Raw genomic sequence first — 16,113 nt, forward strand, 5'->3', positions numbered from 1 at the left:
CTACCCGTGGGCCGGTTCCCGGCTCGAATGGCATGCCCGCCAATCCAGGTCTGAGCGGCGAGGCCGCCACCGCAACCCCGTCACCCGTTGACGTCGCTGCCGGCGCCAAGGACGCTGCCGATGAGCTGGCCCAGTCACGACGCGAGCAGGACATCACCCATCAGATGATCTGCGACGGCAACACCGCCGCCTCTGATGTGGCCTTCCGCATCAATGAGCTGTGCTCGATCTACCCGATCACGCCGAGCTCCCCGATGGCCGAACTGGCCGACGAGTGGAGTGCCCGCGACCGCATGAACATCTGGGGCCAGGTGCCCCATGTGATGGAGATGCAGTCGGAGGCCGGCGCGGCCGGTGCCATGCACGGCTCCCTGCAGGGCGGCGCCCTGGCGACCACCTTCACGGCGTCGCAGGGCCTGCTGCTGATGATCCCGAACATGTACAAGATCGCCGGTGAGCTCACCTCCACGGTGATGCACGTCGCCGCGCGCTCGCTGGCCACCCAGGGCCTGTCGATCTTCGGTGATCACCAGGACGTGATGGCCTGTCGCCAGACCGGTTGGGCGATGCTGTGCTCCACCGGCGTGCAGCAGTGCCATGACAATGCCCTGATCTCCCAGGTCGCCACGCTGCGTTCGCGCGTGCCGTTCATGCACTTCTTCGACGGCTTCCGCACCAGCCATGAGCTCAACACCTGCATCCAGCTCACCGACGACCAGCTGCGTTCGATGGTGCCCGATGCGCTCGTGCGCGAGCACCGCGAGCGGGCCCTGTCGCCCGACAACCCGTTCATCCGTGGCACCGCCCAGAACGCCGACGTGTACTTCCAGGGCCGCGAGGCCGGCAACAAGTACTACGACTCGGTTCCGGGCATCGTGCAGGACGCGATGGACGAGTTCGCCGCCATGACCGGCCGCCAGTACCACCTGGCCGACTACTACGGCGCGCCCGACGCCGATCGCGTCATCGTGATCATGGGCTCGGGTGCCGAGACCGTGCAGCAGACCGTCAGCAAGCTCAATGAGCAGGGCGAGAAGGTCGGCCTGGTGGTCATCCGCCTGTACCGTCCGTTCCCGACGCAGGCCGTGCTGGACTGCATTCCCGCATCGGTCAAGAAGATCGCCGTGCTCGACCGCACCAAGGAGCCGGGCTCCAACGGTGAGCCCCTGTTCCTCGACGTGGTCTCGGCAGTCTCCGAGGCCTATTCGAACGGCGAGCGCGACAACCTGCCCGCCATCATCGGTGGCCGCTACGGCCTGTCGAGCAAGGAGTTCACGCCGGGCATGTGCGCCGCCGTGTACGACGAGCTCGCCAAGGACAAGCCGAAGCGTCGCTTCACCGTCGGCATCACCGACGATGTGACGCACCTGTCGATCCCGTGGGACGCCTCGCTCGACCTGGAGGACCCCGAGACCTCGCGCGCAGTGTTCTACGGCATCGGTGCTGACGGCACCGTCGGCGCCAACAAGAACACCATCAAGATCCTCGGCTCCGAGCCGGGCACCTACGCGCAGGGCTACTTCGTCTACGACTCGAAGAAGTCCGGCGGCCGCACCACCTCGCACCTTCGCTTCGGACCCGATCCGATCAAGGCCCCCTACCTGGTGAACCAGGCCGGCTTCATCGGCGTGCACCACTGGGCCGACCTTGAGCGCATCGACGTGCTGGCGTTCGCCCGCAAGGGCACCACGGTGCTGATCAACAGCCCGTACCCCGCCGAGGACGTCTGGGGCCATCTGCCGGCCCCGATGCAGAAGAAGATCATCGACCTCGACCTGCAGGTGTATGCGATCGACGCCGGTGAGGTGGCCCGTTCGGTGGGCCTGGGCAACCGCACCAACACGGTGCTGCAGACCTGCTACTTCAAGATCAGTGGCGTGCTTCCCGAGGACCACGCGATCGAGGCCATCAAGAACTCGATCACCAAGACCTACGCGAAGAAGTCGATGGAGATCGTGGAGAAGAACCACGCCGCCGTCGACGCCGCCCTGGAGCACCTGCACAAGATCGACGTGCCGGCCAAGGTCACCTCCACCGAGGACTACCTGCCGCCCGTGCCGTCGTTCGCGCCTGACTTCGTCAAGGACGTCACCGCGGCCATGATGACCGAGCAGGGCGAGTCGCTGCCGGTGAGCAAGCTGCCGGCCGATGGTTCGTTCCCCTCGGGCACCACGCAGTACGAGAAGCGCAATGTGTCCGAGATCATCGCGGTCTGGGACCAGGACAACTGCATCCAGTGCGGCAACTGCGCCTTCGTCTGCCCGCACGGCGTGCTGAGGGCCAAGTACTACAAGCCCGATGTGCTCGACGATGCGCCGAAGTCGTTCCAGGCGGTTCCGCTGAATGCGGCCGGCCTGCCCGACGAGATGTACACCCTGCAGGTGTTCGCCGAGGACTGCACCGGTTGTGGCCTGTGCGTCGAGGCCTGCCCCGTGCATCCCATCGGTGGCGACCCCGAATGCAAGGCGATCAACCTGGATTCCGTGCTCGACCGCACCAACGAGCGGGCGAACGTGGAGTTCTTCCAGAAGATCCCCGAGCCCCCGCGCACCCGCGTGAACTACGGTGCCGTGCGTGGCGCCCAGTTCCTGCAGCCGCTGTTCGAGTTCAGCGGTGCCTGCCCGGGTTGTGGCGAGACGCCGTACCTCAAGCTGCTCACCCAGCTGTTCGGCGACCGCGCCACCGTGGCGAATGCCACCGGCTGCTCGTCCATCTACGGCGGCAACCTGCCGACCACCCCGTGGGCGAAGAACAAGGAGGGACGCGGCCCGGCCTGGAGCAACTCATTGTTCGAGGACAACGCCGAGTTCGGCCTTGGCATGCGCCTGGCGGCCGACCTGCACAACGAACTGGCCCGTCAGCGCGTTGACGAGCTGTCCGATGCGATCAACGACCCCGAGCTGGTCGATCAGCTGCTGAACGCCCCGCAGGCGCAGGAGTCCGATCTGCACGCCCAGGCCGAGCGCGTCGACGCCCTGCAGGATCGCCTGACCGACCTGGTCAACGATCCGAACGTGGACGCCGACACCAAGGCCAAGGTCGAGGACCTGCGGTCGGTGGCCGACAACCTGCTGCGTCGTTCCGTGTGGATCGTCGGCGGCGACGGTTGGGCCTACGACATCGGTTCGGGCGGCCTTGACCATGTGCTGTCCACCGGACGCAATGTCAATGTGCTGGTGCTCGACACCGAGGTCTACTCCAATACCGGTGGCCAGGCCTCGAAGTCGTCGCCCATGGGTGCGATCGCGAAGTTCGCGACCGCCGGCAAGCGCACGAACAAGAAGGACATCGCCATGCAGGCCGTGTCCTACGGCGACGTCTATGTCGCCCGCGTGGCGTTCGGTGCCGACCCGGAGCAGACGCTGAAGGCATTCCGTGAGGCCGAGGCCTACCCCGGCCCCAGCCTGATCATCGCCTACAGCCACTGCATCAGCCATGGCTACAACCTGCGCAAGGGCCTGGACCAGCAGTACAAGGCAGTGGCCTCCGGTCACTGGCCGCTGATCCGGTACAACCCGGAGGTTCGCGACTCGGGTGGCAACCCGTTCCTGCTCGACTCGGCCCGTCCGCGCATCTCGCTGATGGACTACCGCAAGACCGAGCTGCGCTTCAAGATGCTGATGGTCAAGGATCCGGAAGAGGCCAAGCACCTCAATGACCTCAGCCAGGAGCAGGTGACCAGGCGTTTCGCCGACTACGAGGAAATGGCCTCACGTCCGGCCGAGATGTTCGCCACCGACGCACGGAGGGATGTCTGAGATGTCGATCAACTACGGAAGTGACGCACTGGCCGCTGCTGCGGCCTCGGCCGCGGCGAAGTCGGTGGCGGGCAATGCCACCACCGACCAGCTGATGGCCCCGCGCGAGGTGAACGCCCAGGTGACGGTGCCCAACACCACCGACCTGAGCTCGAACTACATGGGCTTGCCGCTGCGCAACCCGGTGGTGGCCTCGGCCGGTCCGCTCGCCCAGACCGTCGACTCGATCAAGACGCTCGAGGACGCCGGCGTGGGTGCGGTGGTGATGCACTCGTTGTTCGAGGAGCAGCTGCGCTACGAGAGCGAGCAGATCGTCCAGCAGACCGAGGAGCAGTCGGAGAGCTTCGCTGAAGCGCTCAGCTATTTCCCGGTCACCGCGATCGCCTCGGTGGGTGCGACGCTGTCGAGCCAGTACCTGCAGGTGCTGGAGGACGGCGCCAAGGCGCTCGAGATTCCGCTGATCGGCAGCCTCAACGGTGCCAGTGGCGGCACGTGGACCGCAGAGGCCCGTCGCATGCAGGACGCGGGTGCGTCAGCCATCGAGCTGAACATCTACCTGGTTCCCGGCGATACGTCGATCACCGGCCGTGAGGTCGAGGACCGCCACGTCGAGATCCTGCGTGCGGTGAAGGACGTCGTGAACATCCCGGTGGCCGTGAAGCTGTCGCCGTACTTCAGCAGCTTCGGTGAGGTGGCCACGTCCCTGTGCGACGCCGGCGCCGATGGCCTGGTGATGTTCAACCGCTTCCTGCAGCCCGACATCGACGTGAACAAGCGCGAGGTCGTGTCCGGCTTCGAGCTGTCGTCGCCCGAGATCGGACGCCTGCCGCGCACCTGGGCAGCCGTGCTGAGTGGCAAGGTCAAGTCGTCGTTGGCGGTGTCGGGTGGCGTGGAGACGCGCGACGACATCGTCAAGGGCCTGCTGGCCGGTGCCGACGTCGTGATGACCACCTCGGCGCTGGTGCGCCACGGTGCCGCCTATGCGGGTCGCCTCATCGACGGCCTGCGCGACTACCTGCGGCGCAGCGACCTGACGCTCGACCAGCTGCGTGGCATGCTGGCCGTTCCCTCCGACGCCTCGGCCTCGGAGTATGAGCGTTCGGGTTATGTGTCGGCCATTGAGAAGGCCAAGCGCCGGTACGGCGTGTAAGAACAACAGGGCGCCGGTACGGCGTGTGAGATGTTCTGGCCGTGTCCGGCGCCGGACAGCCGGTGACATGGCCGGATGAACGATGAAGGAGGCCGTCCCCATCAGGGGGCGGCCTCCTTCGTGTCGTGGCGGGCGTTGTGGGCACATGGTGGGTACCTGGCGGGCACCTGCCAAGGGTGCGTGGGTGGTGACGCAGCTCGGCCCCACCCCGCATGAGCAGGATGGGGCCGAGTGGTGCGTCCAGCGGTTACTCCATCGAGCTCATCACGTGCTTGACGCGGGTGTACTCCTCCACGGAGTACTTCGACAGGTCCTTGCCGTAGCCCGACGACTTGAAGCCGCCGTGGGGCATCTCGGCGACCAGCGGGATGTGGCAGTTGATCCACACGCACCCGAAGTCGAGCGCGGCCGACATCCGCAGCGCCCGCGCATGGTCGCGCGTCCAGACCGACGAGGCGAGTCCGTAGGGCACCCCATTACCCATGGCGACGGCCTGATCCTCGGTGTCGAAGGTCTGCACCGTGAGCACCGGGCCGAAGATCTCGTTCTGCACCAGGGCGTCGTCCTGGTTGAGGCCGTCGAGCACGGTCGGCTCGAAGTAGAAGCCCGGACGGTCGGCCTGCTTGCCGCCGGTGACCACCTCGGCATGGGCCGGCAGCGAATCGACGGCCTCCTGCACCCGGGCCAGCTGGTTGGCGTTGTTCAGCGGGCCGTAGAGCGCATCGGCGTCGTCGGGGCTGCCGAAGCGGGTGGAGCGGGCGTACTTGGCCAGCGCCGCGACGAACTCGTCGTGGACGCCGGCCTGCACCAGTAGGCGGGTGGATGAGGTGCAGTCCTGGCCGGCATTGAAGAAGCCGGCGGTGGTGAGCGCCTCGGCGGCCGCATCCACGTCGGCGTCGTCGAAGACGATGCACGGTGCCTTGCCGCCCAGCTCCAGGTGACAGCGGGTGAGGTTCTCGGCGGCGGCCTTCGCCACCTCGATGCCGGCGCGCACCGAGCCGGTGATCGATACCAGGCCCGGCACCTTCGAGCCCACCACCATTGCACCGGTGGCGGCACGGCCGAGCACCACGTTGAAGGTGCCCTCGGGCAGGAACTCAGCAGCCAACTGGGCCAGCAGCAGGGTGGACTCGGGGGTGGTGTCGGAGGGCTTCAGCACGATCGTGTTGCCGGCGGCCAGGGCCGGGCCGATCTTCCAGATGGCCATCATGAGCGGATAGTTCCAGGGGGTCACCTGGCCCACGACGCCGATCGGTTCGCGGCGGATCACCGAGTTCATGTTCTCCATGTACTCACCCGATGCCAGGCCCTCCATGATGCGGGCGGCGCCGGCGAAGAAGCGGATCTGGTCGGCGCCCACCGTGACCTCCTCGGAGGCGATCAGGTGCTTGGGCTGGCCGGTGTTGCGGCTCTGGGCGGCCACCAGCTCGTCGCTGTGCGCCTCGATGGCGTCGGCCAGTTTCAGCATGGCTCGTTGGCGTTCGCCGGGGATCATCTTTCCCCAGGTGCGCGTGGCGTCCTTCGCGGCGGCGTAGGCGGCGTCGACGTCGGCCTGGTTCGACGCGGGCGATTGCCCGGTGACTTCGGCGGTGGCCGGATCAACCAGGTTGAATGATTCGCTGCTGGTTGAGGCGACGAAGCGGTTGTTGATGAAGTTCTGCAAGAGCGCCACGGAGTTCTCCTCTGCTGATGGGCCCGGCGGACAGTGGTGGCCGGCGGGTTCGTATGGCCTTGTCAGCCGGCACACCTGTTGTGCGAAACGATAGGCGCGCACGGGGTGGGGTGGGTGCGATATCCACACGGTGACGCACGCGGATGGTGGGCATCGCCCCTGCCGGCGCGCCCGGAGTGCCCCGGGCGACGGTCGGGAGGATGGCCGGGACACACCGACGCCGCGCTCGTCGGGGCGGTCGGGCCCTGCCGGGGGGATTGCCGGTGAGGATTGTCGGGGTGAGATTGCCGGGGTGGATTGACCGGCGCGAACCATGGACATCGGGCGTCGGCTCGCCTAGCCTTCCAGAACACCCATGGCCCGTCGGAGCGGCCAATCGGTCAGGACGGCGCGTCGCAACGGCCCGGCCGCGTGGCCCGTCGGAGCGGCCGGCACGGTGACTGGCGGGCAGGGGTGGGCGAACGATTCCAGGAAGACCCCTCGACTTCTGGAGGAACCATGAAGGGCTCAACGAAGTTGCTCGTCATCGGCGTCGTGCTGTTGGTGCTGGGCTGCGGCGTCACATTCCTGCAATACCTGAACTTCACCAGCGCTGATCGTCAGGGACCTGACGGCCCGGAGCTGCTGCCGCTTGCCGTGCTGGACTTCGCGATGTCGATCTGCGGCTACCTGGGCGCGGCACTCACCGCGGTGGCGATCGGCCTCAAGGTGGCGGCCGGCGGAGATGCCCGGGCCGTGCTGCCCGACCTGGACGACGAGCTCGACGACGAGATCGCCCTGGGCCGGGGGCCCGCATGAGCGCGCGGCTGCCGGCGCCGGCCGGGAGCACGCCATGAGGGGCTCCACGAAGATGATCATCGTCGGAGCGGTGCTCGTGGTGGCCATCATGGTTGCCGGGGAGGTCTGGGGTGCCGGAAGCTCTTCCGGCGGCACGACGCTGTGGGCCGCGCTCAACCCGGTGACCCGATTCGGCCTGCTGCTGGGGACGATGCTCACGGCGGTGGGCGTCGGCATCCGCGTGTGGATGCGCCGCACCAAATAGGGTGGTGCCCGGTGGGTCCGGCAGGGGTCCGGGGCAATGGGCGTCGAGGCAACGAGGAGGTCTTCCCGCGCATGAAGAGCCGCACCGTGGCCCGTGTCGTCCGCGTGGCGCTCGTGGCGCTGTGCGCGATCATCGGGGTCGTGCTGCTGGTGATGGGGCGCCATGTGCTCGGCGCCGTCGTGCTGGTGGGTGGTGCCGGCCTGCTCGGCATGGGCACCCAGGTGATCGGTGACCCGCACGACATCCATGGCTTGCCCGCCGGGGTGAGCGCTGCCGACATCAAGGCCTATCGTCGGGCCCATCGCGGAGCCACCATCTCCGACGCGATCCGCGCGCTGGGCGGGGACGCTCCCGGCGGCCCCGACCGAGACGGCGGCCCCGACCGACACGACGAGGGCGGCGGCAACGGCGACGACGGCCGGCCGCCGGGTGCCGGGCAATGATCGCCTCGCCGAATCACCGGCCGACCGCTAACGTTCAGGATGACCACGCCGTTCGCACCCTGCCCGGCGTCGAGAAGGGGCCCCCATGAAGCTGAAGAACATCATCCAGGCCCTGATCGCCCTGATCCTGATCGTGGCCGCCGTCGGGCTCTACAAGGTGGGGCAGGTCTGGCCCGCGTGGATCTGCGTGGTCGTCGGCATCGTGGTGGCCGTCTGGGGCGGCACCGCCAGTGGACGCACCCGCAGCGGGCGTCCCCGCAACCCGGAACGCACCCGCTCGGCCTGAGCCATCGGGACCCGCAAAGTCGAAGATAGGGGCGGATGAGGCACCGAAGACGGTGCTTTATCCGCCCCTATCCTGCGCAATGGTCCACTCAGGGAGGACTTTTGCAGGGTGGACGACGTAAAGGTCCTCCCCATCCCGCGTTGCCGGAGCCACGCCCGTCGCCACCCAATGTGACGGCCCGCGTGCAGGACCCGTCAATCAGGCAACCTGGTTTGCGTCAGGCAGGTCGACCGCGGCTCCCTTCGAGGAAGAGTATGGCCATATGCGGCTATAATCGCGACATGAGTAGTGTCTCAGACCTCGTCACACTCGGGCGGATCGCCGCCAACCAGCAAGGCCTCGTCACCGCCACCCAGGCCCGCGCTGCCGGTGTCGACACCCGCCAGATCTGGCGCCTGAGCAGGGCCGGGGCACTCGAGCGGGTGATTCGCGGCGTCTACCGGGTTTGTGGTGCTCCGGCAACGGACTTCCAGGAGATCACCGCTACGTGGCTGGCCCTGTCCAATCCCGGACGGCGCCTCACAGCGGCCGGTACCACCGCTGCCACCCTGTACGGCATCGGGGATTTCCTGCGCACCGTCCCCGAATTCATCGTGGCCGGCGATCCGTCCACGACGGTGGAAAACGTGCGACTGCGCACCGGGCACGTCGACCAGCCGCGGGTGCGGACGCTCCACGGCGTGCCCACCCTGTCGCCGGAACAGACCATCGCAGACCTCCTGGCGCAACACAATGACGTGTCTCTGGTCGGCGACGCCACAGTTGACGCCCTCGACAAGCACCTGACCACGCCCCAACGCGTCGCCCGGGCCCTCGCCCCGATGGCTGCTGACCATGGGCTCCCCGACGGTGACGGGTCAGAGCTCCTCGCCAGCATCCTCCCGGCAGCCACGGCCGCATGAAGGGCCAAGGGCCCTACGTCGACTGGTTCGGCGTCGAGAGTGCCATCCAGCAAGCGGCCCGTCGGCAGGCCGCGGACCACCCCGGTGCCAGCGTCGGTCAGTATCTTGACCACATTCGCAGGGACCGCTTCCTCTCCCGCGTATTCGCCGATCCTGAATCAGGCTGGCTCCTCAAAGGCGGCACCGCGATGCTGGCCCGCGTACCCACGGGGCGCCATACCCGTGACGTTGACCTGTCAACCACACGAGCAACCCTCGATGAAGCCGTGGAAGACCTCGCGCACCGGGTCGCGGTCGACATGGGGGACCATCTGCGGTTCCAGTTGGAGTCGGAGCGTCCCGGTCTGGCCGTCACCCAGCCCGGCGTCCTCGTCGCCAGGTTGTCATTCGCCTGCATCACGGACACGGGGAAGCGATTCGACAATGTCGCGGTCGACCTTGCCGTGGGGCCGCCCCCGGTCGGACATATTGAACACACCCGGCCGGCGGACAGTCCGGACCGTCCCCGACTGATCTCCCCGCCCTACGCCATGTTTCCGCTGACCGACCAGCTTGCCGAGAAGGTCAGCACCATGATGACGCCCCGGCCCGACGGGCGGCCCAACAGCCGCGCCAAGGACCTCGTCGACGTCGATATCATCGCCGCCACCCAATACGTCGACCTGCGCGAGTTGCGTCTTGCCCTGGCCGTGCAGCAGCAACGCGCCAACACGGACCTGGGACGCCACCTCCGGGTGCCTCCCCATTGGGAGCCCCGCTACCAGTCATTGGCCACGGGAACCTCCGCTGCCGCGGTCGCGCCGACCTTTGCGGATGCCGTCGACCTTGCTGCAAGGTTCATCAACCCCGCCCTGGACGCCGTCCGCACTGTCAGGACGACGTGGGAACCAGAGGCCATGGAATGGACGGTCGGGACGGGAAGCCCCGCAGCAGGCCCGCATCGTGGGGTGTGAATTGAGGATAGGGGTGGATAAAGCACTGAAGACGGTGCTCCATCCGCCCCTATCCTGCGCAACGGTCCACTCAGGGATGACTTTTGCAGGGTGGACGACGTAAAGGTTCTCCCCATCCCGCGTGACCCGGGCCACGCCCGTCGCCACGCAATGTGGAACGGCCCGGGCAGGCCCCCGAGGGGAGCCATCCGGGCCGTCACATCTGCCGCATCAACCAGTCAGCGGCTGCTGACTCAACTGCTGGCGCGCTTGGCGCCCGACGTTGCGCTGCCGGCCAACTCCTCGGGCTGCTCGGCCGCAGAGAACTGCGACTCGTAGAGACGGTAGTAGGCGCCCTGGGCCGCGATGAGGCCCTCGTGGGTGCCCTGCTCGACGATCGCGCCGTGCTCCATCACCAGGATGAGGTCGGCGTCGCGGATCGTCGACAGGCGGTGGGCGATCACGAAGCTCGTGCGACCACTGCGCAGGCGGTTCATCGCCTTCTGCACCAGCACCTCGGTGCGGGTGTCCACCGAGCTGGTGGCCTCATCGAGGATCAGGATCGACGGATCGGAGATGAATGCCCGGGCAATGGTGAGCAACTGCTTCTCACCGGCCGACACATTCGAGCCCTCCTCGTCGATCTTCGTCTCATAGCCGTCGGGCAGGGTGCGCACGAAGCGATCCACATAGGCGGCCTTCGCAGCCTGGATCACCTCATCGTCGGTGGCGTCGATCTTGCCGTAGGCGATGTTGTCGTGGATGGTGCCGCCGAACAGCCAGGTGTCCTGCAACACCATGCCGAGCTGGTCGCGCAGCTGGTGACGGGGCACCGAGGCGATGTCCACGCCGTCGATCGCGATCTTGCCGCCCTGCACGTCGTAGAAGCGCTCGAGCAGGTTCACCAGCGTGGTCTTGCCGGCGCCGGTGGGCCCGACGATGGCGATCTGCTGACCCGGCTTGGCCTCGATCGACAGGTTGTTGATCAGCGGCTGGTCGGCCGAGTAGCTGAAGTCCACATGGTCGAACTGCACATGGCCCTTCACGGGGAGGTTCAGCGAACCGTGCTCGTCAGGCGTCTGCTCGCCGGCGTCCAGCACCTCGAACACGCGCTCGGCGCTGGCTACACCCGACTGCAGCAGGTTGGTCATCGAGGTGATCTGGGTGAGCGGCTGGGTGAACATCCGGGAGTACTGGATGAACGCCGTCACATCGCCCAGCTGCATGGTGCCGCTGGCAACGCGCAGGCCGCCGAGCACGGCGATCGCCACGAAGTTCAGGTTTCCGATGAAGAAGTTGGCCGGCATGATCAGGGCGCTGATGAACTGTGCCCCGAAGCTCGCCTTGTACATCTCCTCGTTGGTGTCGTGGAACGAGGCCTCCACCTCGCGACGACGCCCGAACACCTTCACCAGCGCATGGCCGGTGTAGGACTCCTCGACCTTCGCGTTGAGCTCGCCGGTGGACTTCCACATGCCGACGAAGCGCTTCTGCGCCGCCTTGCCGATCGGGATCGACACGGCCAACGACAACGGCACGATGCACAAGGTGACCAGCGTCAACTGCCAGCTGACGGTGAGCATCATGGCGATCACGCCGATCAGCGTCAGCAACGAGTTGATCACCTGCGACATGGTCTGCTGCAGCGATTGCTGCACATTGTCCATGTCATTGGTCACGCGGCTGAGCAGCTCACCGGCGGGCTGACCGTCGAAGTAGGCCAACGGCAGCCGGTCGATCTTGGCGCTGATCTGGTCGCGCATGCGGTACACGGCACGCTGCACCACGCGGTTCACGATGAACGCCTGGATGAAGGTGAGCACGGCCGCGGTGACATACAGCGCCAGGCACAACAGCAGGATGTGGCCCAGGTGGGTGAAGTCGATGCCCTGGCCCGGAATCACGTCGAGCTTGGCGATCATCGACGCCTGGTCGGTCTTACCCTGCTGGGTGAGCGCGGCCACGATCTGGTCCTTGGTCACCCCGGCGGGCAGGCCCTTGCCGATCACGCCGGCGAACACGGCATTCGCCGCCTTGCCCAGCAACTTGGGGCCATAGACGTTGGCGGCCACGCCGATGGCGCCGAGCACCATCACCACGACGATGAGCACCCGGTCGGGCTTCATCTCGCCGAACAGGCGCTTCAGCGACGGGCCGAAGTTCACCGCCTTCTCCACGGCGGCAGCGCGTCCACCACCGGGGCCGGGGCCCCGGCTCTGGGAGGCGCTCTGTGCATAGTCAGGCCTCTTGTTGGCGGCCGGCTTGTTGGTGTTCTTCTTGCCACTCACTGTCGAGTCCTCGTCCTTGGTGACGCTCATGCTGCCTCCAATGCGCTCATCTGGGATTCGACGATCTCGCGATAGGTGTCGCTGGATTCCAGAAGTTCGGCATGGGTGCCGCGTCCGACGATGTGGCCGGAGTCGAGCACGATGATCTGATCCGCATGGCGGATGGTTGACACGCGCTGCGCCACGATGAGCACGGCGGCGTCCTTGGTGGTGGGTGCCAGCGCTGCCCGCACGCGGGCATCGGTGGACACGTCGAGGGCGCTGAAGGCGTCGTCGAACACGTAGAAGTCGGGCTTCTTCACCAGCGCGCGGGCGATCGACAGGCGCTGGCGCTGACCGCCGGACACGTTGGTGCCGCCCTGGGCGATCGGTGCGTCGAGCTGGCCGTCCATCTGGCGGACGAAGTCGTCGGCCTGCGCCACGCGCAGCGCCTCCCACATCTCGTCGTCGGTGGCGTCCGGCTTGCCGTAGCGCAGGTTCGACGCGACGGTGCCGCGGAACAGATAGGCCTTCTGGGGGATCAGGCCGATCTTGGACCACAGCAGGTCCATGTCGAGGTCGCGGGTGTCCACGCCGTTGATCGTGATCTTGCCCTTGGTGGCGTCGTACAGGCGCGGGATGAGCTGCACCAGGGTGGTCTTGCCCGATCCGGTCGAGCCGATCACCGCGGTGGTGGTGCCCGGACGCAGTTCCAGGGAGATGTCGTGCAGCACGGGCGCCTCGGCGCCGGGATAGCTGAACTCGACGTGGTCGAAGTCCATCTCGGCCGGGCCGGTGAGCTCGGTGACGGGATGCTCGGCCTGCACCACGCTCGACTTGGTGAGGAAGACGTCCATGATGCGCTTGGCGCTGATCGAGGCGCGCGGCACGATCATGCTCATCACCGTGGCCATCATCACGCTCATCAGCACCTGCATCAGGTAGGTCATGAAGGCGGTCAGCTGGCCCACCTGCACCTGGCCGTTGTCGGCGCGCATGCCGCCGAACCACCACACGGCGGCCGACGACAGGTTCATCACCAGCCCCACGACGGGGAACAGGAAGGCGAACAGCGTGCCGATGCGGTAACCGAGCTGGCGGATGTCGGTGTTGGCGGCGTTGAAGCGCTTGCGCTCGGAGGGTTCGCGGATGAATGCGCGGATCACGCGGATGCCCGACAGCTGTTCGCGCAGCACGCGGTTGATGGCGTCCAGGCGCAGCTGGTTCTGGCCGAACAGCGGGCTCATGCGGCTCACGATGATGCCGACGCACACGCCGAGGGCAACGATGGCGGCCAGGATGATCCACGACAGGCCCATGTCCTCGCGCAGTGCCATGAACACCGCACCCACCATGGTGATCGGGGCGCCGATGAGCATGATGGCGGTCATCAACAGCAACTGCTGCACCTGCTGCACGTCATTGGTGTTGCGCGTGATCAGGCTGGGGGCGCCGAAGCGGTTCACCTCCTGCTGCGAGAAGGTCAGGGTGCGGTCGAAGAACGCGGCGCGGATGTCGCGTCCCACGCCCATGGCCAGGCGCGCACCGAAGAACGCTGCCACCATCTGGCCGCCGATCTGGCCCACCGAGATGGCCAGCATCAGCAGGCCGGTGCGCCAGATGTAGCCGGTGTCGCCGGTGGAGACGCCCTGGTCGATGATCTTGGCGTTCAGGTTCGGCAGCAGCAGCGACGAGACGGTCGCCACCAGCTGGGCCGCGATGACGATCGCGGCCGCCGCCTTGTAATGGCGCAGATAGCGCCAGATGAGTCTTACGAGCATCAGGATTCCTTCTTCAGACCGTGCAGGAGCAGGGCGCTCAGCTGGTCGGGGGTCATGGGTGGTGCGCCGTTCATGAGGAACGGATGGATGGTCGCGAAGGTCACCGAGCGCAGGAAGCCCGCGGCGGTGGCCAGGTCGACCGAGAGCTGGTCGGCGAAGGGGGACAGGGCGCGTTCGACGGCAGCCTGCGACGCGAGGTCGGTCTGTTGCTGCTTCGCGCGCATCTGCTCGTCGGGGGCGACCGGCGGATGGGCAGGTGATGCGCTGCCCGCGTCGTCGCACGCGTCGGGATGGTGGGGGTCGGGGTTCTTCGGGTTGGACAGCGTACTGCCCCGGAACAGCTTGCCATGGGCGGGGATGGCGTGGATGGCGGCGAAGAAGGCGCGCACATCGCTCATGCTGCGATGGAGCAGCTCGATGATGTGGTGCACCCGCTCGTCGAGGTCAGCATCGGGGGTCATCTCGTCGAGGGCCTTGATCAGGGGGGTGGGGTCGAGCACATCGGCCACCACCGCGTTGAGCAGGTCCTGCTTTGACGAGAAGACCCGGAAGATGGTGCCTTCGGCCACGCCGGCCGCCCGGGCCACTTGCTTGGTGGTGAAGGCATCACCGTGCGCCAGGAGGAGGGGCCTGGCCGCGGCGATGATGGATTCCCGCCGTTGTTCGGCGGGGAGTGGAGCGGCACGAGTCACGAGGAACCACGGTAATGAGTGAGGACTCACTCATTCAAGTCGTGGGGGTACGAATCCGAGATTTTTTCTGGCAGCGATCAGACGCCGCGCTCGGCCCGGGCGGGCGGACGGTCCCCACGGATCGACGCCACCATGTCGACCACCCGCCGGGTGGCCTGCACATCGTGGGCGCGGAACAGGATAGCCCCTTGCCAGGCGGCCACGGCGGTGGCGGCGAGGCTTCCCTCCAGGCGCTGGTCCACCGGCAGGTCGAGCGTCTCGCCGACGAAGTCCTTGCGGCTGATCGCCATCATCAGCGGATGGCCCAGGCCGGCGAGCTCGTCGGTATGGCGCACCAGTGCCAGCGAGTGGGCGGTGGTCTTGCCGAAGTCGAGGGTGGCGTCCAGCACGATCTGGTCGGGCGACAGTCCGGCCGCCAGCGCGCGGGCGGCCCCATCGAGCAGCCCGGTGCGCACTGCCTGCACCACGGCCGCGTCGGAGTCGTCGCCGTAGTGCACGCCCACGGGGTCGGTGCGCGGGGCGAGTCCACCGGTGTGTGAGACCACATAGCCGACGTGCTGCTCGGCGGCCACGCGCAGCAGTTGCGGATCGGCGCCCGCCCAGGTGTCGTTCACCAGGTCGATCAGGCCGGCGCAGGCGCGGGCAACGCCGGCGCGCCAGGTGTCGAGGCTGAACAGGGTGCCGGGATGGCGTTGCCGGGCTGCCGCCAGGAAGGGGCGCACCCGGGTGATCTCCTCGGCCTCGCCCACCCAGGGGCCGTCCTGGCCGGCGCGCACGCCACCGACGTCGACGATGTCGGCACCCTGGTCGATGCACCGGTCGAGCGCCGCCAGGGCGTCGTCGAGCTCGGTGAAGCGTCCCGGGGCGTAGAAGCTGTCGGGGGTGCGATTGATGATGGCCATCACCGCGGGGGCCGCTGTGCTGAACACGCGCGTGCCCAGTCGCAGGGGCGAGGGCCGTTGTTGCATGCGATCACGCTCCTGGGCGAAATACTGCCATGGCACCCAAGCCCCGCCGTGCGAGGTGGGGCTTTCGGATGCCGGTGGCGTCCGAAAGTGGTTACATGTCAGGGTTGGTCGCTTCGGCGCCGGTGCCGGCGACGAGCAGACGCCACGGCGGGCACAGGGGCCACGACAGACACAGATGCCGACGCGGACACAGGTGCCACCACGGACAATCGTCCGCGAG

Annotated in this window: 13 protein-coding genes; 8 read left to right on the plus strand and 5 right to left on the minus strand. The window is 67.3% G+C overall.

What is annotated here, in order from left to right; all coding sequences use genetic code 11:
• The first annotated feature begins 164 nt into the window (after nucleotides 1-164).
• Together nifJ and RM25_RS00925 are read left to right on the plus strand one after the other, a co-directional pair.
• On the plus strand, nucleotides 165-3,758 hold the full coding sequence (gene nifJ, locus RM25_RS00920; RefSeq protein ID WP_044636569.1) for a pyruvate:ferredoxin (flavodoxin) oxidoreductase: 3,594 nt from the start codon (nucleotides 165-167) through the stop codon (nucleotides 3,756-3,758).
• Nucleotides 3,759-3,852: 94 nt separating this feature from the next.
• On the plus strand, nucleotides 3,853-4,908 hold the full coding sequence (locus RM25_RS00925) for a dihydroorotate dehydrogenase-like protein (protein ID WP_112317817.1): 1,056 nt from the start codon (nucleotides 3,853-3,855) through the stop codon (nucleotides 4,906-4,908).
• Nucleotides 4,909-5,155: 247 nt separating this feature from the next.
• On the opposite strand, the gene RM25_RS00930 is transcribed toward RM25_RS00925, so the two are convergent.
• Entirely contained in the window at nucleotides 5,156-6,580 is a 1,425-nt protein-coding gene (locus tag RM25_RS00930) for a gamma-aminobutyraldehyde dehydrogenase (protein ID WP_044635892.1), read from the minus strand.
• 498 nt (nucleotides 6,581-7,078) lie between these two features.
• Here RM25_RS00930 and RM25_RS00935 point away from each other — a divergent pair, with 498 nt between their 5' ends.
• The 6 genes from RM25_RS00935 to RM25_RS00960 all read left to right on the plus strand — a co-directional run bounded on the left by RM25_RS00935 (nucleotide 7,079) and on the right by RM25_RS00960 (nucleotide 10,206).
• Nucleotides 7,079-7,378, plus strand: coding sequence for a hypothetical protein (locus tag RM25_RS00935; protein ID WP_013160112.1), 300 nt, complete (start codon nucleotides 7,079-7,081; stop codon nucleotides 7,376-7,378).
• Between the two features lie 34 nt (nucleotides 7,379-7,412).
• Nucleotides 7,413-7,622: a hypothetical protein gene (locus RM25_RS00940; RefSeq protein WP_013160114.1), complete on the plus strand. Its 210-nt coding sequence runs from the start codon at nucleotides 7,413-7,415 to the stop codon at nucleotides 7,620-7,622.
• Nucleotides 7,623-7,693: 71 nt separating this feature from the next.
• Complete coding sequence (locus tag RM25_RS12685) at nucleotides 7,694-8,065, plus strand: hypothetical protein (RefSeq protein ID WP_044635893.1); 372 nt, start codon at nucleotides 7,694-7,696, stop codon at nucleotides 8,063-8,065.
• 85 nt (nucleotides 8,066-8,150) lie between these two features.
• Nucleotides 8,151-8,351, plus strand: coding sequence for a hypothetical protein (locus RM25_RS00950; protein ID WP_013160116.1), 201 nt, complete (start codon nucleotides 8,151-8,153; stop codon nucleotides 8,349-8,351).
• 281 nt (nucleotides 8,352-8,632) lie between these two features.
• Nucleotides 8,633-9,253 carry a type IV toxin-antitoxin system AbiEi family antitoxin domain-containing protein gene (locus RM25_RS00955; protein ID WP_013160117.1) on the plus strand — a complete coding sequence of 207 codons (621 nt, stop codon included), beginning with the start codon at nucleotides 8,633-8,635 and terminating at the stop codon, nucleotides 9,251-9,253.
• A complete protein-coding gene (locus RM25_RS00960; protein WP_044635894.1) occupies nucleotides 9,250-10,206 on the plus strand; it encodes a nucleotidyl transferase AbiEii/AbiGii toxin family protein in 957 nt (318 codons plus the stop codon). The genes RM25_RS00955 and RM25_RS00960 overlap by 4 nt, the downstream gene beginning before the upstream one ends.
• A 233-nt stretch (nucleotides 10,207-10,439) precedes the next feature.
• Here RM25_RS00960 and RM25_RS00965 read toward each other — a convergent pair whose 3' ends face one another.
• From RM25_RS00965 to folP, 4 genes are all read right to left on the minus strand, one after another.
• Nucleotides 10,440-12,503, minus strand: coding sequence for an ABC transporter ATP-binding protein (locus RM25_RS00965; RefSeq protein ID WP_013160132.1), 2,064 nt, complete (start codon nucleotides 12,501-12,503; stop codon nucleotides 10,440-10,442).
• Complete coding sequence (locus tag RM25_RS00970) at nucleotides 12,500-14,233, minus strand: ABC transporter ATP-binding protein (RefSeq protein ID WP_044635895.1); 1,734 nt, start codon at nucleotides 14,231-14,233, stop codon at nucleotides 12,500-12,502. Before RM25_RS00970 ends, RM25_RS00965 begins: the two co-directional genes overlap by 4 nt.
• The gene (locus RM25_RS11685) at nucleotides 14,233-14,925 is read right to left on the minus strand and encodes a TetR/AcrR family transcriptional regulator (protein WP_013160134.1); all 693 of its coding nucleotides are present in this window, start codon (nucleotides 14,923-14,925) and stop codon (nucleotides 14,233-14,235) included. The genes RM25_RS00970 and RM25_RS11685 overlap by 1 nt, the downstream gene beginning before the upstream one ends.
• 77 nt (nucleotides 14,926-15,002) lie before the next feature.
• Entirely contained in the window at nucleotides 15,003-15,893 is an 891-nt protein-coding gene (gene folP / locus RM25_RS00980) for a dihydropteroate synthase (RefSeq protein ID WP_044635896.1), read from the minus strand.
• Nucleotides 15,894-16,113 lie beyond the last annotated feature (220 nt).

It is taken from the genome of Propionibacterium freudenreichii subsp. freudenreichii (assembly GCF_000940845.1).
GTDB classification, from domain to species: domain Bacteria; phylum Actinomycetota; class Actinomycetes; order Propionibacteriales; family Propionibacteriaceae; genus Propionibacterium; species Propionibacterium freudenreichii.

What these genes read in the sequence shown, in the direction of transcription:
- RM25_RS00925 (WP_112317817.1), top strand. Translation starts at nt 3,853, where the DNA reads ATGGCCCCGCGCGAGGTGAACGCCCAGGTGACGGTGCCCAACACCACC.
- RM25_RS12685 (WP_044635893.1), top strand. Translation starts at nt 7,694, where the DNA reads ATGAAGAGCCGCACCGTGGCCCGTGTCGTCCGCGTGGCGCTCGTGGCG.
- RM25_RS00935 (WP_013160112.1), top strand. Translation starts at nt 7,079, where the DNA reads ATGAAGGGCTCAACGAAGTTGCTCGTCATCGGCGTCGTGCTGTTGGTG.
- RM25_RS00955 (WP_013160117.1), top strand. Translation starts at nt 8,633, where the DNA reads ATGAGTAGTGTCTCAGACCTCGTCACACTCGGGCGGATCGCCGCCAAC.
- RM25_RS00940 (WP_013160114.1), top strand. Translation starts at nt 7,413, where the DNA reads ATGAGGGGCTCCACGAAGATGATCATCGTCGGAGCGGTGCTCGTGGTG.
- RM25_RS00965 (WP_013160132.1), bottom strand. Translation starts at nt 12,503, where the DNA reads ATGAGCGTCACCAAGGACGAGGACTCGACAGTGAGTGGCAAGAAGAAC.
- RM25_RS00950 (WP_013160116.1), top strand. Translation starts at nt 8,151, where the DNA reads ATGAAGCTGAAGAACATCATCCAGGCCCTGATCGCCCTGATCCTGATC.
- nifJ (WP_044636569.1), top strand. Translation starts at nt 165, where the DNA reads ATGATCTGCGACGGCAACACCGCCGCCTCTGATGTGGCCTTCCGCATC.
- RM25_RS00960 (WP_044635894.1), top strand. Translation starts at nt 9,250, where the DNA reads ATGAAGGGCCAAGGGCCCTACGTCGACTGGTTCGGCGTCGAGAGTGCC.
- folP (WP_044635896.1), bottom strand. Translation starts at nt 15,893, where the DNA reads ATGCAACAACGGCCCTCGCCCCTGCGACTGGGCACGCGCGTGTTCAGC.
- RM25_RS00970 (WP_044635895.1), bottom strand. Translation starts at nt 14,233, where the DNA reads ATGCTCGTAAGACTCATCTGGCGCTATCTGCGCCATTACAAGGCGGCG.